We start from the raw sequence: 22709 nt of genomic DNA, 5'->3' as shown, positions 1-22709 counted from the left end.
TATATGTACCAGAACTAAAGTGACCTATTTATAACTTCAACTTCACTACCTTCATAACGCATTAATAGCTTTTTATGTACTCCTTTTATTACAACATAATCATCAAATAACAGCCTTTTACAGGATTCGCCTTCTATAAAAATCTGAGGAATTTTATTACTATTTCTAAACTTTAAATAGGTTAAATAACCATCATCGAATAACTCAATTGGAACTATATCTACGTTACCACCTTCATCAATATATGTATAGTTGTACCTCGTATTATTTTCTTGTATTATTTTTTCTGGCTTTTCTGTAATGTATTGCATTTGAGTAGGTAAAGAAACCTCATCTAAATCAACATCAAATTCATCTTCTTCTTGAGGATAATAAAAACGTATTACGTAAGATATATCCTTTTCAACGGAATAATCATGATCCACTTTTTTAGCATCAGTATCTGGGTATTTATCGTAATTTGGTCTTGAAATTAGATCAAAAATGTAATTTCTCTTTTTAGTTGTCGTAATAATCATGTTAGTGCGACTACTGACTTCAAATGGCATGACAAGCAGTTTATTATCATAAGGATTAATTTTCCAACTTGATGCATCACCAACAGCAATATTTTTGACTTTTTCCCCTTCTGCAAACTCAATATAAGAATAGTAACCTTGACTAAAAATTACTGTAAACACCTCATTAGGGCTATATACAAAAGTCTTTATTCTACTATCTACAGAAATAGGTTTATTATTAATAGATGCATTTAAGTTGCCACTTATTAGTAAAGCTAAAACTAACAATATCCTACACATATTCATCATCTACTCTATATGAAATAACTTGAAACCCTAACGGGTTAATATATCTTTGCTGATCATTCATTTCAAGCGATGCATATTTATACGACATCACAACTATCTTATTTTTCCTTGAGGAATTTCCATCTTTTCGTGTAAATTCTATAGAAAATCTCACTTGAAGAGCATCATTACCTAATTTTTGAATTGAACGAATTTTCAACTCACCTTTAGCATCTGAATATAAATTAAAAAGGTCATTCATATTCTGCGATTTTATATAATTGCTAAATTCACTATATACACTAGGCGAAGAAAACAACCTTACTTTTGTATAATAATTATAATTATAATTATATGGGTCAAAAACCTCCCTTGCTTTTATATACTCTGAAATAAAATAATCGTTCAGCGTTTCATTTGCAGAATATTGTTTTACTGTAACAGGATCAACCAATTGCACTATTCCTGATTTTTTATCAATTTCTATAACGAATGGCTCAATAGTGCTACTTGTGCTAATTTTAAATATAGCTAATATACTTATAGAAATTGCAACTAGTAATATTAATGTAAATAAAAGTAAAGTATTTCTCTGAGCAACAACTGTGCTATAGCGACTTGAATTCCAATTTATATCCTTATCCAATGACTCATTATTTTTTTCTTGTTTTAAAAATTTCAGCATCTCAATATTCTTAAAAATCTTAACTTATATTAATTAACATAGCAAGCTAACAAAGTAGTTATAACAAAAAAGCTAATAAACCCTTAATCCATGGCCTAACTTGCCAAATTTTGTTTCCATATATGAATCATTATATTCATTGCGTTCCATAATAAGTGGTACACACTTTGTAACTTCTATACCGTTATTTTTCAACTCTGATAACTTTCTACCATTGTTTGTAAGTAATTGTATTTTGTTAATGTTCAATTTCTTAAGTATTTTAGCTGCAACAGCAAAGCTCCTTTCATCATCTTCAAAACCCAATACTCTATTTGCATCAACAGTATCAAGATTATATTTTCTTTGCATACTGTATGCTCTTAACTTATTAGTTAAACCAATGCCTCTCCCATCTTGCATCAAGTATAATATAATGCCATTCCCAAAGTCGGTCATTATTTGAATCGCTTGATGTAACTGGCTTCTGCAATCACATGATAAGCTGTCTAATAAGTCTCCTGTATAGCATGAAGAATGAATTCTCACTAATGGCTCATTATCTTTATCTGGATTGCCAATGATAATTGCATAATGTTCTCTTCCGCCTCTTTTGGTTCTATAAGATATGATATCTACTTCTTGAGTCTGTTTTAAAAATAATGATGTTTTGCACACTTCATACACACTATGATTTTGTTGAAAATCATTCACAAGTAACGTATTTAGTGCAATAATGTCATTTTCTTCACACCAATTTCGCATTTCATGTTTATTCTCAAAAGTCATATCAGCCACTAACGCGTATGGCAATAATTCTGAGAACTTAAGCAAGGCAACAGCATACGCATCTATTGTCTTTGAGCATTGCAACTCTTTTATCCAATCTTCCTTTGAACAGTTTATTAAATGGAGCAGTTCATCAAAATTGCTTATCAACAGACGTTTGCTACTATGTTCTTTACTCTGACATATGTATTTTACCTTACTTGCAGTCAAAGTAACATACACATTACCTGATATAAGCTTATATTGACTAAATAAATTTTTTTCTAAAGTTTCAGCAGCAGCAAGCAATAGATAGTTATTTTCATCATCATATATTAAAATTGGAAGACCACGCCTGACTTCACTGATGGCCCTTTCTACTTTATTTCTACTTTGATTTCCTATAAACATTTCACCTACACCAAACAACTTGGTGCGGTCGAGAAGACTTGAACTTCCAAGGCTTTGTGAGCCACAGCGACCTCAACGCTGCGTGTCTACCAATTCCACCACGACCGCACTTTATTCTAGTTTCTATATAATTACTTTAAATTACTTAATCATTTTAGGGTTTTTCATCTAAAGTGTCAATCTGATACTAGGATAATTTAGGAAATGCCTGTATAATTTAACTATGAATTTTATGGTTACAAACTTTAATCATTTAAGATAATCTTAATACTAATTCTTAATTTAGGTCTTTATACAAATGAAAGTAGCTAATATCTTCATTTTTTTAATTCTATCTCTTACAATTAGCTTTCACTCCACTCATGCACAAATATTGTACACATGGTCTCAAATCATTCCAGAAAATAAATTAAGCATACGTGCGATTATAGACAATAACATGTGTCCCATTGCTTACGTCGATAATAAGGAAGTAGAAATGCTAAGTCGCAGCTCAATTAACAATACCGAAACAGTTTGTGAACTGATAGTAGAAACAAATGCTCAAAACATTAGTATTGACAATATAAAAGTTCCCGTATTAGCGGAAAAGATCAGCAAAATTGCCTTCATTGGCGATACAGGATGTAGAATAAATATGTTATTTCAGCAAGAATGTAATTCTGTAGATAGCTGGCCTTTGAAAAAAAATTTAGATTCAATCGCTTTTCATAAACCAGATTTAATTATCCATGTTGGTGATTATCATTATAGACAAACAAAATGTAGAAACACAAAAAAGTGCGGCGATATTTATGGATATAGCAAAGAAGCTTGGTACGCTGATTGGTTTGAGCCTGCAAAAGATATTTTAACACAATCTCCTTTTCTTTTTGTTCGTGGAAATCATGAGAGTTGTAATAGAGCTTATGAAGGATGGTTCAGATATTTAGATTCATACCCCTTTTCCCCTCAAAAATGTGAAGATCTTATTTCCAGTTGGTTCTTAGATGCTGGGCCGATGAAGTTTTTTATCTTCGACTCTTCATCCGGTGAGGAAATTTTTACAACCCAAAGCACAGTTGATGCTTTTGAGAGGCAGTTTGATAAATTGATACAAGATAAGCCCACGTGGTTTTTGACTCATAAACCACTTTGGAGATCTCCAAAAAAAGAATTTTTGACATTAAAAAGCCATGGTAATCTTACACAAATTGAAGCTTTTGGAGATAAATTTCCAAGCAATGTTACTACCATAGTTTCTGGCCACATTCATATAGCCCAGATTTTATTAATGGATAATGTTCCAGATCAGATTATAGTTGGAAACGGCGGTGCATTATTACACGCTCAAGATCAAGAACCTGTTTATCAAAACGTAGAATTTAACTATCCAAATAGTAGAAATTACTTAGCACACGAAGTTAGAAACTTTTTCGGCTTTGGCTTTGCAATATTAGGTTTAGACGATCACAAATTTACTTTCTATAACCAAGATAATAAGGAAATGTATTCTGCAAACCTAACGAAAGACTTTAAACTTAAAACAAATTAAAATTAGGACTATTTAAGGACGCAGAAAAAACGTGCTGAGCTTAAAAAACTCATAGCAACAAAAAACACTGAAATTCTTGTATATATCGACTAATCTGGAATTGATAACACAAAAGTCAGCGTATTAGTATGATTGCAGCTTTGAATAAGGGAAAAATTATGGCGCCTATGATTTTTGAAGGCTACTGCGATACAGACGTTTTTAATAGCTAGTTCAAACTTTTTGCTGGGTGATTTTGGATAATGCAACTTTTCATAGAAAACAAGTGAATTTGTTAAAAGTGTCGGTGCTGAAGTTATATATCTGCCTACACATTCTCCTGATTTTAATCCTCACTTTTACCCACAATTTTGAGAGGTCATGATGTGAAGCATAACTATGCTCTCCTTAAGATTTTCATAGCCCCGCCATAGAGTCATAGCCCCTGGTAAATTATCACTTTTTCTATTCATAAATCCACCTAATTTTCCTAACCAAATAATAGCTTGTTTTATGTTTGGAGGTTCTTCTGGCAATGTAGCTACTTTATGCTCACGTATGAAAAGGGCCTTCCACTCTTCGTTGCTTAAAATTTTAGTACAGGTTTCCATGGGATTTGATAAAGCGACTTTTGTTAAATATAAAATTTTAAATGCAATAATGCTCTTTATAGCAATTAATTTCTGTAGCCTTTCCTTTGTAGTTAAACGAGAGCTTTCTATTTTACATCCTGATTTTAAAACCCTGAAATACTCCTCAATTTTCCATCTTAGCTTATACCAATTTATCCTTTCTATAGCATCTAAAGTGCTATTAACTGGTACATTAGTCAGCAAAGTCCAATCAATAGCTTCCAATCCTTCAGGAGGATTTGTTTCTTTTGCACTTACCACATATACAGGGATTTTATCACTTATTTTATGCACTGTGTCTTTTGATCCATAAATTGAAGAAGATCTGATAGGTATATAGCCTTTCATATACTTAACTTCAATATTAGCTTTCCTTGATCTTTGGTTTCCACCTTTATTAACTTCTAGAGAAATTTTCTTCTTTACTGGCAGTTGAGTGATGCGTGTTTGCAAATCTGTTTTTCCAATTTCAGTACAGATAAATCTTCTATTAGTTCGATTACGGATTACATAAAAACTACCTAATGTCTCAGTGATCCATAAAAATTTGAAGATATCTGCCTCTCTATCACCAAGGGTAACAAGTTGTACATTTGCAGGAAGGTTGTTTATGCTTTCTTTGAGAGCTGTTATCCACTTATAACTTTCTTTTTCTTCTATGGAGGTACGGTATTTCCTGTTTGCTTTTTCTTGTGACGTTTCTTTTTCCCTAATAGAACGTGCCCAACATTGTTGAGAAGATAGACCTAAAGGCAATCCGTCTTTGCTGACTATTAAGGCACTGTGCAACAGTAAACCCATTTTATGCTTCGTATAAGCTTTAGAAATACTACCTAGCCTCTTAGTTTTTATATGAGAGTCAAAATCCAAATAACTTGTATCTTGAACTGAAAAAACAAACTGATTTCCTTTCATTCTCTCCATAGTTTCTTTGTAATGGGAAGAATAAATTTCCTTATCCTTAAGCTTTTCATTGCTAAATAATCTGTATGCACCCTTAGCTTCTTTCCATCCACTACAGCTTTGATTAATTGATCCAGACGCCTTACCCTCTATACAATAGCCTGTTTTAATAAGTCTCTTATTAAGTCTTGTATCTCCTAAATTAACGTGTTTTAACTCTCTTTCCAGCCATTTATCCCCTAAGCCATCAGTATATTGCACATTTGTACTTACTTCACTCATTTTAATCCCAAATTTATTTGGTATCCATTTTACTCACTTTTTTATTTGTGGGTAAAAGTGAGATTTTAATCAAACCATTGGTTTGTTATAAAAAATTGAGCCAGAAAGAATATCCAGCTATTCGAACTATTAGAAAAAGAGCTATATATGAGCATGTTTTAGCACAGACATTATTTTTGTAACTAGGCAAATGCAATCAGTATTAGCGGCTTGAAAGGATATCAATTAATAAAGAAATGCATCTAAAGTAATCACTTAACTAACGGCAAAGTGATACCATGTTGGTTCATATATTTTCCTTTCATATCATCATATGATTTCTCGCATTCACTTTCGCCGCTTAAAAACACAAATTGGCATGCGCCTTCATTAGCGTAAATTTTTGCAGGAAGTGGAGTGGTGTTCGAGAATTCAAGTGTGACGTGACCTTCCCATCCAGGTTCTAAGGGAGTAACGTTTACTATAATACCACACCTTGCATAAGTTGACTTACCAACACAAATTACCAGTACATTCCTTGGTATACGAAAATACTCCACTGTGCTGGCAAGTACAAAACTATTTGGTGGAATTATACATACATCTGTTTCCTTATCTATGAAACTATTCTCAGAAAAATTCTTTGGGTCTACAATAGCTGAATTAACATTAGTAAAAATCTTAAACTTATTACTAACTCTTGCATCATAGCCATAAGATGATAATCCGAAAGATACAACACCCTTACTGCTTTTATGATTCACAAAAGGCTCTATCATTCTAGAGTTTTCAGCCTTTTCCCTTATCCATTTATCTGGCATAACTGCCATAATTGTCCTTTAAAGTTTTGTAATACTTATAATAATATGTAATAGAATTTAAATGTAAACCTGAATTAGCGTTACACTCTGGAATGGCAAAGTTTCCAGTATAAACTACCTATACAAAAATAAATTGGCAATATTTCAAGCCTGCCAAGCAGCATCAAAAACGATAGAAATAGCTTTACTCCACCACTAAAGGAGGAATAATTACCTGAAGGACCTATTAGGTTACTAAATCCTGGGCCAGAATTTGTAAGCATTGCAGAAACAGAGCTGATGCTAGTTATAAAGTCCGCATTGCTCAAGTAAGACATCACTATTGATGATATAGTGAACGTTAACATGTAAGTCGCAAAAAACGTAAAGACGGATTGAACTTCATCATTTTCCAGTATTTTACCATTGAGTTTTACTCTCACTTTTACCCACAAATAAAAAAGTGAGTAAAATGGATACCAAATAAATTTGGGATTAAAATGAGTGAAGTAAGTACAAATGTGCAATATACTGATGGCTTAGGGGATAAATGGCTGGAAAGAGAGTTAAAACACGTTAATTTAGGAGATACAAGACTTAATAAGAGACTTATTAAAACAGGCTATTGTATAGAGGGTAAGGCGTCTGGATCAATTAATCAAAGCTGTAGTGGATGGAAAGAAGCTAAGGGTGCATACAGATTATTTAGCAATGAAAAGCTTAAGGATAAGGAAATTTATTCTTCCCATTACAAAGAAACTATGGAGAGAATGAAAGGAAATCAGTTTGTTTTTTCAGTTCAAGATACAAGTTATTTGGATTTTGACTCTCATATAAAAACTAAGAGGCTAGGTAGTATTTCTAAAGCTTATACGAAGCATAAAATGGGTTTACTGTTGCACAGTGCCTTAATAGTCAGCAAAGACGGATTGCCTTTAGGTCTATCTTCTCAACAATGTTGGGCACGTTCTATTAGGGAAAAAGAAACGTCACAAGAAAAAGCAAACAGGAAATACCGTACCTCCATAGAAGAAAAAGAAAGTTATAAGTGGATAACAGCTCTCAAAGAAAGCATAAACAACCTTCCTGCAAATGTACAACTTGTTACCCTTGGTGATAGAGAGGCAGATATCTTCAAATTTTTATGGATCACTGAGACATTAGGTAGTTTTTATGTAATCCGTAATCGAACTAATAGAAGATTTATCTGTACTGAAATTGGAAAAACAGATTTGCAAACACGCATCACTCAACTGCCAGTAAAGAAGAAAATTTCTCTAGAAGTTAATAAAGGTGGAAACCAAAGATCAAGGAAAGCTAATATTGAAGTTAAGTATATGAAAGGCTATATACCTATCAGATCTTCTTCAATTTATGGATCAAAAGACACAGTGCATAAAATAAGTGATAAAATCCCTGTATATGTGGTAAGTGCAAAAGAAACAAATCCTCCTGAAGGATTGGAAGCTATTGATTGGACTTTGCTGACTAATGTACCAGTTAATAGCACTTTAGATGCTATAGAAAGGATAAATTGGTATAAGCTAAGATGGAAAATTGAGGAGTATTTCAGGGTTTTAAAATCAGGATGTAAAATAGAAAGCTCTCGTTTAACTACAAAGGAAAGGCTACAGAAATTAATTGCTATAAAGAGCATTATTGCATTTAAAATTTTATATTTAACAAAAGTCGCTTTATCAAATCCCATGGAAACCTGTACTAAAATTTTAAGCAACGAAGAGTGGAAGGCCCTTTTCATACGTGAGCATAAAGTAGCTACATTGCCAGAAGAACCTCCAAACATAAAACAAGCTATTATTTGGTTAGGAAAATTAGGTGGATTTATGAATAGAAAAAGTGATAATTTACCAGGGGCTATGACTCTATGGCGGGGCTATGAAAATCTTAAGGAGAGCATAGTTATGCTTCACATCATGACCTCTCAAAATTGTGGGTAAAAGTGAGTCCTAAAAATTGGCGTTCTATACTGTATTTAAACATTTTATAAGCCCGCTTCAGCTTATATTAGGTAGAAATTATTGTGAAGACATAAAGTGCACATAGCGGAAAGATTTATAAGACGCCAACTGTATAATACTTTTGTCGTTTAATCTAAACAGATTGAAGGTAATAAAACACTTTGAATTTTATAGTAAGGAAGCTGAAAGATTTGTCAAGTAGTTTTCTTATCTTTTACAGGCATAATTTACATGCTACAATCAAATTTTCATAACTGGTGAATAAAAATGCAAAGAGATAAAATTAAAGTAGAAATAAAAAAGTTATCACATGGCAAAAGCTTGCCTCTTCCCTGTTATGCAACTATGCAGAGTGCTGGCATGGATCTTTATGCTGCATTGGACGACTCTATTATTTTAAATCCACTTGAAAGGTTACTTATTCCAACTGGCATTGTGATTGCAATACCAAACGGTTTTGAAGGACAAGTTCGCCCACGTTCTGGGCTTGCTGCAAAACATGGAATCACTGTCTTAAATTCTCCGGGCACTATAGACTCCGATTATCGAGGTGAAGTTAAAGTTTGCCTAATCAATCTAAGTAATCAGCCATATGAAATAAAAAGAGGAGATAGAATCGCACAAATCCTCATCACTCCTGTATCTCAAGTAATTTGGGATGACAGAGAAGAATTCTGCACAGAAGAAACCGTCCGCAATGAAGGGGGCTTTGGATCAAGCGGTAGGTAGTTTTTTATATGTAAGTTGACTGTATTGATTTTTTGATATATAATATTAATATATTATTAACTTATTTTAAGAGGAAATTATGTCAATTTTAAAAACCCACCGTCATAAAACAAACATTGCAATTGTAGCGCTTACTTCTCTGTATGTTATAGGCACAGCAGTAGCACTTTCAACACCGTATTGGGTGTCTTCAACTTCGATTTTAGCGCCAATTGCAGTTTTTGCAGCTACACCACTTGGAATAAGTGTTTTAGCATTTGCTGCTGTTGCACTGGCTAGTTTAGCAATATATTCCATGACTAAAACTCCGGTAGTTTCTATTATAAAAAAGGCAGGAGATCTATTTGTGAAAGTAAAAGATGAAGATTTTGAGTATATCAAAAAACACAACCAAAATACGGATCAAGATGGCAGAGTTATCACCGATGAGTATCTTATATATTTTAACTTAAAAAGTAAAAGTTACTACATTACTGCTACAAGTAAGGAAATGAATAACAATGATGGATTATTAAAGATAAATTCATTAGGAAGAAAAAATGATAAAGATGAGTATAAATTAATACATGAATATGAAAAAAAGTTAGAAACGTTAGGTTTTAGCACTGAAGAAAATGATGCTAAAGAACTAACCATTAGACTTGTGCCAAGCTCAATTGTTAAATCATCAAAAGTTGAACAACAAGAGGAAGGAAAATCATTAAAAAATTAAGTATAAAAGAGGCAGACTAAATAAGTCTGCCCTTCATTTTTTAGTGTTAGTTATTTAAGCTTATTATAGAGTATCCGTTCAGCAGAGTGGTTTAAGAAACGATAGATAGAAGATTGTGAAAAGGGTTTAGCCTCCTCTGTTTCCATGTTAAGTATAACGAAATTATTTGCTCAAGGAATGAGTTTCCTCGTTCTGATTGTGTAAAATATGAATTTTTGCGATAAACGACATAATGCCGTATTTGCCGTTCAGCGTGATTATTTGTCAGCGGAGTATTTTCTGGGTCATCTAAAAATTTCCACATCATTCTTTCAGATTTCAAAATATTCTTTGCAACTCGAGACGCTCCAATTGCTTCAGGTAAGCGAGATATTTCCTTCAAATAATACCTTGTACGTTTTCGCAATTTCTTGGCACGTCTAATAAATCTTGAAACATCTATCTCATTTTTTAGTAAAGCTTTTTTCAGTGCAAATAACTCAGTGGCTACATTTCTCAAGTAACAGCCCAGAACTTTAACTTCAAATTTCCAACTATGCGCTAATCTTTCAAAATCCCTTGCTAAGTGTGCCCAACAGATTTGCCTTCTTTCATCAGCAAAGTAGTTGTATGCTGCATATCTGTCGGTTACTACCAAGCTATTACGATTGCAGCATACACTATTTTTTAAAACTTTCATTCCCCTTGACTCTGTCAACTTCACAAAACTTGCCGTATTGCTTGCAAACATCCAACACCAAGCGAGTTTACCTTTGTTATAATGGCTCGTTTCATCAATATGTAGAACTTTACTCCTACTTATCTCTTGTTCGATCTGCTCATACATTTTTTTGCATTTTGAAGCAACTCTATGTTCACTATTTGATATGCTACCGACGCTTATGTTCAAATTGAAGATATCATTTATGATGCTAGCTACTTCGCGCTTTGAATTTTTATAAAACCCACTGAGTGCTGCAACTACTGACTTAACCCTTGGGCCAAATGTATCTGGCGTAACACCCTCTGGTAACTTGCTACTTCTTCTTTTTCCGCATCTCTGACAACGGCCATGTTCCAACTGATATTCCATTACATAAGCCTTAATCTCCGGAAGATCTACTTTCTGATGAATATAAGGTTTTTCGCATATTGCAATCTTCCCTCCGCATTCGCAAGTAGGTGACAACTCTATCTTTATCACCTCATCTGCTTCCATTTTAGCACGATAATTACCCTTATGCCCAACTTGACCACCAATCTTTCTTTCGCTTTTTGGCTTTTCCTTTTTCATTTTGTATAATTCTTTTGAATTGGGAATTGATGAGTTTTTTGAATTTAAACCTAGCCTTTCCTTTAATTCAGCGTTCTCTATCTTTAAAGCCTCATGCTCTGCTTTTAAACTTTCATTCTCTCTTTCCAATCTTTCTATTTTTGCTTCTAACTTTTCTATTTTTTGCTGTAAATTTTTGCAGAGTTCTAAAAGGTTTACCATATTACCTCATATTTACCCTATGATTATCTTTATTATCTTGCTTTGTCTACCTTATTTTGCCGCTCTGCTGAACGGACACATTATAGAAGCTGTCTCAAAGTATCCGTTCAGATGCATGACTAATGTGTAAATATCGAAGCAAAAGTGGTGTCATCCCAGTGCTTGACACTGGGATCCAGTTTTCTTTACCAAAAGTGTTTCATTCTATAACGCAAAATCCATACTTACCAAACCGAATGCATTACTTGCAATCTCGATCCCAGTGTCAAGCACTGGGATGACAGAAAAAGGAGCACTGCCATCATATTGGATAACACCATTTATTTCTATAGCTGTCTTTTCTATCTTATTTTGCCACCCTACTGAACGAATACCTTACGAGAAGTTACTAAGGATTTTTATTTAGTCTGACTGCATCCTTTACCTTATCTAACAACCCATTAATAAAGCCAATTTTGTTTGGAGCATCAAGTAAATCAGATGCAATGTTAGTATATTCATTAATAACAATTGGTGCTGGTGTATCAAAATCAATTAACTCACATACTGCAACACGCAAAATAGATAAGCTTATAAGATTTAATCGTGAAAGTGACCAGCTTGGGTGTAAATAAGACTCTATTATTTTATCATATTCTTCACTGCTTTTTATAACCTTACATAACAAGTTTTCTAAGAACTGATGTTCAAATTCTTCACATTCAAATATATCTTTCAACGTACTTATGTAGTCCTTAAGTTCACAATTTTCCAATTTAAAAGTGCTTTTGTTGTAACCTACGAAAATATTTGAGTAAGCAACTTGTACAACAAAAAATCTTGCCGTACTTCTTTTTATGCGCCACTTTTTATCTACTGGTTTTTCCTCCATTATTTTAATTTATTGTGTAGATCTATCATATGCAAAACAGTTGAGGCTGCATGGCCACCAACGTTCTTTTTATTTTTGTCAGCTCTAATTAGTGCTTTATCTTTACTATCTGCTGTGATTATTCCCATACCAAGAGGTATTGCATGATGCATAACAATTGCATTTAAGCCTTCGATTACTCCTTTACAAACGTATTTATAATGATCAGTTTCACCACGAATTACACATCCAAGAGCTAAATAACCATCATAATTAGTATTCTTGCCTTTGACCGCAAAAAGAATTGCAGCTGGTATCTCAAACGTACCAGGCGCTTTAATTATCTCGTAACCAATATTATTTCCTTTGAATTTATCAGTTGCACCCTCAAGCAAAAGGTTTGCTATTTCAGTATAATAAACTGAATTAACTATTAGTATTTTCGACATTCATTCCTACTTTTCTTGTTAAAAGCAACTTTATTAATGATTGTTGAACCAGAGTTATAATATTACTAAATATCCAATATATTACCAGGCCGGCAGGAAAAGAAGAAAAAATAAAGACAGAAATGTAAGGTAAAAACTTCATAACATTTACTTGAATATCATCTTTACTGGTTTGATCTTTCTCACTTAGCTTCTGCTGAATTATCATGGTAGCGCCGAAAATTATAGGTAAAATGCCTATAGAAATAGGAAAGTTATAATTAAACAACCCAAATAATGTAAAAATGTTTGTTGGATCAGAAGCTGAAAGATCCTTAATCCATAAATAAAAAGGGGCGTGTCTCATCTCTATAGTAACAAATAATACTTTATACAGAGCAAAAAATACTGGTATTTGTATGAGAATAGGGAAAATGCTCGACATTGGATTTACATTGTTTCTCTTGAACAACGCAATTGTCTCTTTGTGCTGCTTTAAGCTGTCATTTTTGTACAACTCTTTTATACGAGTTAATTCAGGCTGCAGGCTTTTCACCTTGAACATCGAAATATATGATCTATTAGATAAGGGAAGCATCAAAATTTTGATTACTAAAGTTAGCAATAATATTGCTAAGCCAAAATTTTTCAAAACAAAGTTAAAATATTCAAGCAGTAAAAACACTGGCTTGGTTATAAAATAAAGTACACCAAAATCTACAGCCTTATCAAATAAAGGTATATTAAGAGTGTCTTTATAAGAATCAAGTAAATTCAACTTCTTTGCCCCAGCAAAAAAGTAGTTCAGAGTAGAAACACTTGCACCAGGGAGTATGTGTTTGTAAGGTTTAACAAAATCTACTTGAAACTTATCAATGTTATTAACATTCGTATGCTTAATACTTACATTTATTTGATCAGATTTTTCAGGTATGATAGCTGTAAACCAATATTTATCAGCAAAACCAAACCAACTTTTTTCACTTGTGCTGGCCTTTATTAAACGTTTCTTGGAAATATCCTTATATGTCCACTCCTCTAGTTTATTGTTAAATGCACCTAGTACTCCTTCATGTGATATCCAATAGGATTCGTTAATATTATCACGTTTACGATTGATTTTACCATAGGGAACCAAAACTACATTATCTTTTGTATTGTTTTCAATAATTTGCTCAACTTTAAACATGTAGTTATCGTCAAGGCTAATTTTCATTCTAAATAAAATGCCATTTTCATTATCCCAAAATAAATTGACCTCTTTTTGATTGAGTTTATCTGCTTGCCATACTGTTTTAGAATCTGGAACTTTAATCTTTTCATTCGGATCGAGCCACCCAAATTCTGCGAAATATACATCTTTTGATTCTGCAGGTGACAGTAACACCACTTGTGGAGAAGAAGAACTCGGTTCTAAGTGGTAGTTAGTTAAGATTAAGTCATCAAACCTTGCACCTTTCAGAGAAATTGATCCTTCAAGCATGTTATTGGTTAAATTAACTCTCTGTTCTCTAGTAGAATTAATAATTTCAGAACGATTTTGGTATATCATAGGAGCAAGGTCGTTAGAAGATTCGATATGTTCAATATTTTCAATCGATGGTTGGCTTTGGCTCGTGTTAAGAAAATTATCATAAATAATATGCCATAATACTATAATCAATATAGAAAGAATTGTTGCTAAAATTAAATTTTTTGCTTCTGACATGAAATTAAATCGAACATACCTCCTTAAAGTATATATTAAATATTGTACTAAAACAATAAAATTTACTTATTTTTAATAATAGCTTTTAACGCTAATCTTAAAAATTTACTCTTATGGCTTCAAATTTTAATAATATGAATGCAGCAAAAAATCTAGTTATTTGGCTACTGATAATAGTCATTACTGCAATGTTTATTGATTCACAAGGGGATAAACTAAGCAATAGGTTTCTGAGCACTTTTCTACCGTACAAAGGAAGGGTTCAAAATGGCGGAAGTATCGAATTTACAAAGTCATACGATGGACATTTTTATATTCAAGCTCAAGTCAATGATCGTAATATAACGTTTTTGCTTGATACCGGAGCAACTGATATTGTTCTATCGCAAAAAGATGCGTTACATGCTGGTATTAACTTACAAAACATTCAAGACTTTAAAATATATGAAACTGCAAAAGGTCAAATAAAAGCTGGAGTGGTTCAAATACCTCAAGTTAAAATAGGAAATTTTTTAATTAATGATGTGCACGCTAGTGTTAATACTCACTCTATGTCCCATTCATTACTTGGTATGAGCTTTTTGAGATATTTTCATTTCACTATTAGGGATAACAAGCTAATATTATATCGTAGTTAAACGTTCTATACTCTACTTATCAACGCTCTGCAGGTCAATATAGGAGCAGAGATAAATATTGCGGAACAGGTGCCGATTGCAATGCCAAAAGAAATGATTAAGCAGAAGTCTCTGACCACACCTGTACAAATCAGCACTAAAGGAAGAGCGGCAAGAAGAGTAGTACCTGAAGTTAACATAGTGCGAAATAGCGTCGAATTAATGCTGGCATCAACTACTTCACCTATTTTTGCATTTTTTCCACTTTTTTGATACTCTCGAATCCGATCATATATAACCACTGAGTTATTGATTGAGTAGCCAATTACGGTAAGGAGAGCTGCAACTGATGAAATATTAAACTCAATACTCGTTAAACTGATAAAGCCAAGAGTTAAAATCACATCATGGATCAGTGCCATTATTCCACCAAGTCCACACTGCCAGTTAAATCTAAGCCAAACATAAAAAAATATTCCAATAATTGCAATTAACATGGCTGATATCCCTTCAAATATCTGCGTTGAGCCTATTTGTGGACCAACATAATCTATTTTGCGATAAGTTACTAAATTACCTAATTTGCTCTCTAATATACTTTTAACCTTTTTAATTTTATCTTCATCTCCCTCATCTTTAAACCGCACAACTAAGTTATCACCAGCTTTTGAACTCTGTATCGTAAATCCACTCTCTTTTAATATACCGAGAATAGCATCATCCTTGCTTGAAGATTTTATCTCTATCAAAATTCCACCTGTAAAGTCTATACCCAAATTCATTCCTCGCAGCATAAAAGTAAGCATTGAAAAAATGATAAGAATAACGCTAACAAGTGCTGTCAAATTTCTATATTTACTAAATTTTATATCAAGATTATCTGGAATAAGTCTAATTGCCATATTTCCTACTTAAATTGTGATTTTATATACTTTTTAAGCAATCGACTAGCTATTTTCTCTTAGCTTATACTAATAATGATCTTTGATTTACTTAATCTACTTGAAAAAGATATTTGATCAAAAAAATGAAAACAGCCTGGTTGTCATTAATAAAGTGCTACTTAAACATCTTTTTTAATCGATTGATTTCATCAGCAAATTTTGGGTCAGTTCTTATGAAATTTTCCACTTGTTTGACTGCGTGTATAACAGTAGCATGATCTCTACCACCAAAATTTCTTCCAATATCTGGTAAACTTTTTTGCGTAAACTTCTTTGCGAAATACATAGCTATTTGTCTCGGCCTCGCAAGACTGCGGAGCCTTCTATTAGATTGCATATCTGCAATCTTTATATTGAAAAATTCAGCTATTTTTTTCTGTATTTCTTCTATTGTGATTGACCTATGATTTGACCTAAGAAGATCAATTAGGGTCTCACTAGCTGATTCTACTGTCATGCTTCTTCCAATTAAAGAGGTATGAGCAACCTTATTTAATGCTCCTTCTAGTTCTCTTATATTGGATTTTATATTCCTTGCCAAAAATTCTAGGACATCCTTGGGAACATACATATTCATTCGTTCCACTTTCGCCTGCAATATACCAAGTCTTAATTCAAAAGTTGTTTCATTAATATCTGCAACTAATCCCCAACCAAGTCGTGATTTTATTCTTTCTTCTACTCCATCAAGATCACTAGGAGACCTATCAGCTGATATAACCAATTGTTTATTTTGGTCTATCAATGCATTGAAAGTGTGAAAAAATTCTTCTTGTGTACTATCTTTACCACTGATAAATTGCACATCATCTACCATCAATACATCTACTGATCTAAATTGCTCTTTAAATAACATAATATCTTTTCTCCGCAGCGCCGTAATATATTGATACATAAATTTCTCTGCTGATAAATATACCACTTTTCTTTTTGCTGACGGAGAATTAACTATGTCCCAAGCTATAGCATGCATTAAATGTGTTTTACCAAGTCCCACTCCACCATATAGAAATAAAGGGTTGCTTCCTGATATTGGATCTATAGATTCCGCTACACGCTTTGCCGCTGTAAATGCTAACTCATTTGACTTTCCTACCACAAAATTATCAAAAGTGAATCTGGTATCTAGTGGTGAACCAAGATTATGATTATTTTCCTCTCTATTTTTTAGTATCGTATTAGAATTTGAATTTCTTTCTTCAATTAATTGAATATCAATAGAACATACACTTTGATCTTCGCTTTGCCATAATGACAATATTTTTTCCATGTAGTGAACTGTAATCCACTCCTTTATAAATCTTGTTGGTACAGACAACAAAACTTCTCCATTTCTGTTGCTGATAAATCTTAGTGAACTCAGCCAGCTGTTATATGTTGCTTCTCCATAGAGATTATGGAGATAATTTTGGATTTTTTCCCAAGTAACATTGTGGTCCGTTACTGTAATAATCTGATCAAAAAACATAGTAGAAACCTTAGGGTTAGTTAAGTTCATATACCACACCAAGAAAGAACAATAATCAGAAAGATGCAAGATAATCAATAGCTTACTGTAAGATAAAAAGCTAACACTACTTAATACATATCTAAAATTATGAGGATTTTTTGACGAGTTGTAAAGAGTATAAAAGCACTAAAATTGATCATTTTTTTGAAATAAAAACAATCAATTTGTAAATGTCGCTTGTACCGAGGATTAGAAGTATGTTATTAAAAAATAGTAATATATTATGTATAAATAAGATATTAAATTTACTGATAAATAAGTAAAGTACTTGTATAAATATAGCTGATTTAGTATAAATTTATTGAAGTAAATTTGTGATTATATTAAGTAATTTGAGTCATAATACTGTATTCGGTATTGAACTGGAGTTTTACACTGAGGGAATAAAAAAAGAATATTTATTTCTGAATAGCATCAAAAATAAAATAGCTTCTCTTGGATTTTTTTGTGAGAAAGAGAGTTCTTTAAACCAATACGAGATAAAAAGTGATTGTTATACGAGTCCTGATAATTTAATTATGCATTTTGAGTTAGTAAAAAAATTACTGATTGGAACAGCAAAAGAGTTCGATGGTAATGTTTCTTTTAAAGCAAAACCTTATTTGGATAGAGCAGGCAGCGCACTAAATGTACATGTTAGCCTCATGGATTCAAATAATAATAACTTATTTTATGGCAATAAGCAAAAATATAGTGACCACCTGATTCACAGCATAGGTGGATTATGTGCAATGATGAAAAAACATATGTTGTTTTTTGCTCCAAATGATGATTCATATTTAAGATTTCAGTACCCAGATATTCATACTCCAACTACGATTAGTTGGGGAGTGAATAACAGAACTGCTGCGATAAGAATTCCCTATTTTGGCAACGATTCCAAAAGATGCCGCCTAGAGCACCGTGTTCCTGGAGCAGATTGTAACCTTGAAAAAGTACTCACAGCAATAATTGAAGGTATAGTTTTTGGTATAGAGAACAAAATTGCTCCGCCAAATAGAGTGTATGGCATTGCATCTGATCCTCAATATAAGATGGAGAGTTTGATATAGCAACTACCTGTTAAACCCTAACCCATTAAACTCCTTTGAGGTAATTGGCCATTCTAGCACTTTCCTCACATCATTATTTACATTCCCATACTGTAATAGCAAGTCTGCAGCAGATAGTTTCTGCGTACTTTTAGATGATCCAAGCCCTATATTGGTAAGGTTGCTCGGTGGCTGCTCAGGAAGTGGATTACCAAGTGCATCCATGTGTTTAGGTAAAGGTTCCATAACAATATTTGTAGCACTAGAAACGAAATGACTATCTGTAGTATCAGCACTTTTAGAAAGTGAATTACCTTTGAAATCCATATGTTTAGGTAGTCCATTTTTCATTTCTTCTTCTGCTCTTTTATTTTTTAATTCTTCTTCTAGCTCAGTTTCAGTTCTTTTTGGTTCTTTTACGGTATCTTTTTCTTCACCTTCATCAACACTGCTATACCCTTCATCTTCTGACATATCATCAGTTTTAACAGACTTAGCTCCTGCTTTATTAAGCAATGAAAGTAATGCGTAAGTAACTGCAGCAGCAGTAACTATAATGGCTATCTTTGCAGCAATGTGAATCACTGTTAAAAATACTAAAGTTGATGAAACACCAACCAACCCAGATATGATCACTTTATTCTTGCCTTCTATCACACTTAAAACTGCTACCATAATAATCCCTCAAATACCATACTAAAGTCATATTATATAGAAATTTTCTTACGCTTGCAAAACTGTAAAAATTTTAATCATTTACATAAAGCTATATGAGGATTAATTAATATATAATTTATCTTAGCTATAATATGATATAAATACGTATAATGTTTGGCATGAAAAGCTTACTTGTAGAGAGGAATAGAACAGTAATATTATTGCTTATCGTGATTTTTACCTTCGGCTCATACACTTATATAAAGATGCCAAGAGAAAGCAATCCTGATATACAGATTCCTATAATTAGTGTATTTGTCGGGTTTCCTGGTATTTCTGTCGAGGATAGTGAAAAGCTATTAGTGCTTCCTATAGAAAATGAACTAAGATCCATCGAAGGTGTAAAAGAATTGAGAGCTTTTGCAACTAATGATGGTGCTCACATGATAATCGAATTTAGAACAGAGTATAATAATAAAGAAGTGCTCGATAATGTCCGTTCAAAGCTTTTAAACATAAAATCAAAATTACCTATTGAAGCAGAATCTCCGATAATCAATGAAATAGACTTGAGCTTATTTCCGATACTAAACGTTGGCTTGATTGGTAATTTGCCGGAAAGAACTTTAACTGAAATAGCACGCAAACTAAAGAAAGAAATAGAATCTCTGCCAAATGTTCTTAAAGTTGCAGTAGCAGGTATGCGTAAAGAAACAGTGGAAGTTATAATTGAGCCCACAGTTCTAACAAAATATAACATTCAATCAAATGAGATATTTCAAGCTATATCAAACAACAACAGATTGGTAGGAGCCGGATCACTAGAAAATGATACCGGTAAATATTCGATTAAAATATCAGGGTTATTAAAAGACATAGAAGATATTATGAATATTCCTATTAGATCTCAAAGTGATGCAGTTTTGAGAATCAAAGATATAGCAAAAGTATACCTTGGGTTTGAGGATCACCAAGGATTTGCTCGTATTAATGGACTACCTAGCATTGTACTAGAAATTTCAAAACGTAATGGAAAAAACATAATAGACACGGTAAATCAAGTAAAATACTTAATGGACAAAGCAAAAGATCAATTACCTGAAAATTTAAAAGTAGTTTATTTGAATGACCAGTCAAAAAATGTACGTGATGTGCTTGACGACTTGGAAAATGGTATAATATTTGCCGTATTACTAATATTAACCATAATAATGCTCTTTATGGGAACAAGGGCTGCTATTCTTGTTGCACTATCAATACCTGGCTCCTTTCTAATAGGAATAATGGCTCTTTACCTCATGGGTATTACTCTAAATATAGTTGTGCTCTTCAGTTTAATTATGGCAGTTGGCATGCTGGTTGATGATGCAATTGTAATCAGCGAATATGCTGATAGAAAGATGATTTGTGGCATGGATAAAGTAGAAGCCTTTTGCACCTCAGTTCATGATATGTTTTATCCAGTTTTATCATCAACATTGACTAAATTAGCAGTGTTTTTCCCTCTGTTACTCTGGCCCGATACAGTCGGTAAATTTATGCAGTACATACCAATTACAATAATTCTAACTTTAACTGGATCGCTAATTATGGCTTTGGTTTTTATACCAACACTTGGTGCAATATTTGGTAAACCTTCCATAACTTCAAAAAAAGAAATAATAAGAATGAGTGCTATAGAAAGTGGTGAGATAAAAAATACTGGGCTTATAATAAGAACTTATGTACGTATGTTAGAGAAAGTCTTAGATCACCCCAAAAAATTTGTATGTGTTGTTGTGTTTGTTTTATTTTTGTCTAGTATATTATATTTTACTTTTGGTCCTGGATTAAAGTTCTTTCCGAATGTAGATTCAGATAACATTTTAATCAGCGTTAAAGTAAAAGAAAGCTTATCAGCCAAAGAACGAGATTTGATACTTAAGAAAGTAGAAGAACGTATTTTGGGTGTTGAAAAGGAAATTTATGTTTTTTATGCTCGATCAGGAAAATTTTCAGACAACGTTATTGCCAAAATTCAATTGGAACTTGTAGATTGGCGCTGCAGGCGCAAAGCTACGCAAATACTAAATGATATAAGGAGTAGTGTACAAAACATAAAAGGAGTAATAATTGATGTACAGGAACAAAAGTCAGGACCATCAGCTGACAAGCCAATACAAATTAACTTAAGCGGAAGTGCATCCAACTTGAATTCAGTAGCAGAGAAAATCCTAAAAATTATGGACCAACCTTCATCTGGATTTATAAATATTCAAGATAGTAGATCAGCACCTGAAATAGAGTGGAATATGAGTATTGATAAGAGTAAGGCTACAAGCTCTGGAGTAAGTGTTGCAACCATCGGTGATTTTATAAAGATGGTTACAAATGGAGTATTAATTGGAAAATATAGACCAAATAACGCAGATGAAGAAATTGATATTGTACTACGCTTTCCCAGAAAGAATCGCAACATGAAAACTATAGATAACCTTTTTATTAATACAGCAAATGGACCATATTCTATGAGTAGCATAGTGAAATACGTTCCCGAAAAAAAGGCAAATAAACTAAGTAGGATTGATGGATCACGCACAGTAACAATCTCTGCTGACGTTGATACTGGCTATCTTGTTGATGAAAGAGTTAAGTTCATTCAAAATTCGATTACTCAAGACTGTAGTAAAGGAGTAAAGATTGATTTCAAAGGTGATAAGGAAGATCAACAAAAATCAGGAGCATTTTTATTAAAGGCTTTTATATTAGCAATTACATTGATGATATTGGTGCTAGTGGCACAGTTTAACAACATATACTATACATTTATCGTAATGACAGCAGTGTTTTTATCAACAACATGTGTATTTTTCATTTTCTTTCTTATTCAGAAAGTTTTTGTAGTTGTCATGTGTGGAGTGGGGATAATTGCTTTAGCAGGAATTATAGTGAATAATAATATACTATTGCTTGATGCCTTTCATCAGCAAATTAAGGTGCGCAAAAATAACATTAAGCAATGTATAATAAACGCTTCAATTTCTCGCATCAGGCCAATACTACTTACCGTTGCAACTACAGTTCTTGGTTTAATACCTATGATTACTAGGTTAAATATCAGTTTTTTTACGCTACAAATCACATATGATGCTCCATCAAGCCAGTGGTGGGTTGATATTTCAGCAACCATAGCAAGTGGAATATTGGCTGCAACGGTCTTAACTTTACTCTTTACTCCGGCGTTGCTTGTCATACAAAGACATGAAAAAACTTGACTTAAATTAGCAATCATTTAACATTTAAGATAGCGTTCTTTACCTGTTGAAGCTATAATTATAACTAATTAAATTG

Annotated in this window: 19 protein-coding genes, 1 tRNA gene and 2 pseudogenes; 8 read left to right on the top strand and 14 right to left on the bottom strand. The window is 32.8% G+C overall.

Annotated elements, in window-relative coordinates; all coding sequences use genetic code 11:
- Positions 1–14: 14 nt before the first annotated feature.
- From virB9 to ACE38P_RS07565, 4 genes are all read right to left on the bottom strand, one after another.
- Positions 15–806, bottom strand: coding sequence for a P-type conjugative transfer protein VirB9 (gene virB9, locus ACE38P_RS07580; protein ID WP_019236950.1), 792 nt, complete (start codon positions 804–806; stop codon positions 15–17).
- Positions 793–1473, bottom strand: a complete 681-nt coding sequence (locus ACE38P_RS07575) for a virB8 family protein (protein WP_374699801.1) — start codon at positions 1471–1473, stop codon at positions 793–795. The genes virB9 and ACE38P_RS07575 overlap by 14 nt, the downstream gene beginning before the upstream one ends.
- A 72-nt stretch (positions 1474–1545) precedes the next feature.
- A complete protein-coding gene (locus ACE38P_RS07570; RefSeq protein ID WP_374699800.1) occupies positions 1546–2631 on the bottom strand; it encodes a GTP cyclohydrolase II in 1086 nt (361 codons plus the stop codon).
- A gap of 20 nt (positions 2632–2651) precedes the next feature.
- Positions 2652–2739 (bottom strand) — tRNA-Leu (locus ACE38P_RS07565).
- Positions 2740–2929: 190 nt separating this feature from the next.
- On the opposite strand from ACE38P_RS07565, the gene ACE38P_RS07560 reads away from it, so the two are divergent.
- Both ACE38P_RS07560 and ACE38P_RS07555 read left to right on the top strand, forming a co-directional pair.
- Entirely contained in the window at positions 2930–4165 is a 1236-nt protein-coding gene (locus tag ACE38P_RS07560) for a metallophosphoesterase family protein (protein ID WP_007302607.1), read from the top strand.
- A gap of 15 nt (positions 4166–4180) precedes the next feature.
- Positions 4181–4495, top strand: a pseudogene (locus ACE38P_RS07555) (transposase); the annotation flags it as partial.
- 8 nt (positions 4496–4503) lie between these two features.
- Here ACE38P_RS07555 and ACE38P_RS07550 read toward each other — a convergent pair.
- From ACE38P_RS07550 to ACE38P_RS07540, 3 genes and pseudogenes are all read right to left on the bottom strand, one after another.
- Positions 4504–5961 (bottom strand): IS4 family transposase, encoded by a 1458-nt coding sequence (locus ACE38P_RS07550; protein ID WP_374699293.1) that lies wholly within the window; start codon positions 5959–5961, stop codon positions 4504–4506.
- 251 nt (positions 5962–6212) lie between these two features.
- Positions 6213–6770: a dCTP deaminase gene (dcd, locus tag ACE38P_RS07545; RefSeq protein WP_006012513.1), complete on the bottom strand. Its 558-nt coding sequence runs from the start codon at positions 6768–6770 to the stop codon at positions 6213–6215.
- 71 nt (positions 6771–6841) lie between these two features.
- Positions 6842–7180: pseudogene (locus tag ACE38P_RS07540) on the bottom strand (potassium transporter TrkG); the annotation flags it as partial.
- A 60-nt stretch (positions 7181–7240) separates the two neighbouring features.
- On the opposite strand from ACE38P_RS07540, the gene ACE38P_RS07535 reads away from it, so the two are divergent.
- The 3 genes from ACE38P_RS07535 (at position 7241) to ACE38P_RS07525 (ending at position 10160) form a co-directional block, all read left to right on the top strand.
- A complete protein-coding gene (locus tag ACE38P_RS07535; RefSeq protein WP_374699293.1) occupies positions 7241–8698 on the top strand; it encodes an IS4 family transposase in 1458 nt (485 codons plus the stop codon).
- Positions 8699–8986: 288 nt separating this feature from the next.
- Positions 8987–9448 carry a dUTP diphosphatase gene (dut, locus tag ACE38P_RS07530; RefSeq protein WP_353281729.1) on the top strand — a complete coding sequence of 154 codons (462 nt, stop codon included), beginning with the start codon at positions 8987–8989 and terminating at the stop codon, positions 9446–9448.
- Positions 9449–9527: 79 nt separating this feature from the next.
- Positions 9528–10160 (top strand): hypothetical protein, encoded by a 633-nt coding sequence (locus ACE38P_RS07525; protein WP_374699799.1) that lies wholly within the window; start codon positions 9528–9530, stop codon positions 10158–10160.
- Positions 10161–10251: 91 nt separating this feature from the next.
- Here ACE38P_RS07525 and tnpC read toward each other — a convergent pair whose 3' ends face one another.
- The 4 genes from tnpC to yidC all read right to left on the bottom strand — a co-directional run bounded on the left by tnpC (position 10252) and on the right by yidC (position 14620).
- Positions 10252–11634: an IS66 family transposase gene (gene tnpC, locus ACE38P_RS07520; RefSeq protein ID WP_374699286.1), complete on the bottom strand. Its 1383-nt coding sequence runs from the start codon at positions 11632–11634 to the stop codon at positions 10252–10254.
- A gap of 388 nt (positions 11635–12022) precedes the next feature.
- The gene (nusB, locus tag ACE38P_RS07515) at positions 12023–12505 is read right to left on the bottom strand and encodes a transcription antitermination factor NusB (protein ID WP_064085381.1); all 483 of its coding nucleotides are present in this window, start codon (positions 12503–12505) and stop codon (positions 12023–12025) included.
- Positions 12505–12933 (bottom strand): 6,7-dimethyl-8-ribityllumazine synthase, encoded by a 429-nt coding sequence (locus ACE38P_RS07510; protein WP_007302797.1) that lies wholly within the window; start codon positions 12931–12933, stop codon positions 12505–12507. Before ACE38P_RS07510 ends, nusB begins: the two co-directional genes overlap by 1 nt.
- The gene (yidC, locus tag ACE38P_RS07505; RefSeq protein WP_374699798.1) at positions 12911–14620 is read right to left on the bottom strand and encodes a membrane protein insertase YidC; all 1710 of its coding nucleotides are present in this window, start codon (positions 14618–14620) and stop codon (positions 12911–12913) included. The genes ACE38P_RS07510 and yidC overlap by 23 nt, the downstream gene beginning before the upstream one ends.
- 113 nt (positions 14621–14733) lie before the next feature.
- Here yidC and ACE38P_RS07500 point away from each other — a divergent pair, with 113 nt between their 5' ends.
- Positions 14734–15258, top strand: coding sequence for a TIGR02281 family clan AA aspartic protease (locus ACE38P_RS07500; RefSeq protein ID WP_010401102.1), 525 nt, complete (start codon positions 14734–14736; stop codon positions 15256–15258).
- A gap of 5 nt (positions 15259–15263) precedes the next feature.
- Here the strand turns inward: ACE38P_RS07500 and secF are convergent, their stop codons facing one another.
- Both secF and dnaA read right to left on the bottom strand, forming a co-directional pair.
- The gene (gene secF, locus ACE38P_RS07495) at positions 15264–16139 is read right to left on the bottom strand and encodes a protein translocase subunit SecF (RefSeq protein WP_010401100.1); all 876 of its coding nucleotides are present in this window, start codon (positions 16137–16139) and stop codon (positions 15264–15266) included.
- 157 nt (positions 16140–16296) lie between these two features.
- Positions 16297–17679, bottom strand: coding sequence for a chromosomal replication initiator protein DnaA (dnaA, locus tag ACE38P_RS07490; RefSeq protein WP_265022947.1), 1383 nt, complete (start codon positions 17677–17679; stop codon positions 16297–16299).
- A 326-nt stretch (positions 17680–18005) separates the two neighbouring features.
- On the opposite strand from dnaA, the gene ACE38P_RS07485 reads away from it, so the two are divergent.
- Positions 18006–18743: a glutamine synthetase gene (locus ACE38P_RS07485; protein ID WP_264375630.1), complete on the top strand. Its 738-nt coding sequence runs from the start codon at positions 18006–18008 to the stop codon at positions 18741–18743.
- A 3-nt stretch (positions 18744–18746) separates the two neighbouring features.
- On the opposite strand, the gene ACE38P_RS07480 is transcribed toward ACE38P_RS07485, so the two are convergent.
- Complete coding sequence (locus ACE38P_RS07480; RefSeq protein WP_264375631.1) at positions 18747–19397, bottom strand: hypothetical protein; 651 nt, start codon at positions 19395–19397, stop codon at positions 18747–18749.
- Positions 19398–19558: 161 nt separating this feature from the next.
- Here ACE38P_RS07480 and ACE38P_RS07475 point away from each other — a divergent pair, with 161 nt between their 5' ends.
- Positions 19559–22633, top strand: a complete 3075-nt coding sequence (locus ACE38P_RS07475) for an efflux RND transporter permease subunit (protein WP_353281723.1) — start codon at positions 19559–19561, stop codon at positions 22631–22633.
- Positions 22634–22709: the final 76 nt, after the last annotated feature.

Origin of the sequence: Wolbachia endosymbiont (group A) of Limnophora tigrina, assembly GCF_964263225.1 — a bacterium.
Lineage (GTDB): Bacteria > Pseudomonadota > Alphaproteobacteria > Rickettsiales > Anaplasmataceae > Wolbachia.
The sequence above is the reverse complement of the archived record's forward strand: the minus strand, read 5'-3'. Positions and strand labels throughout refer to the sequence as shown.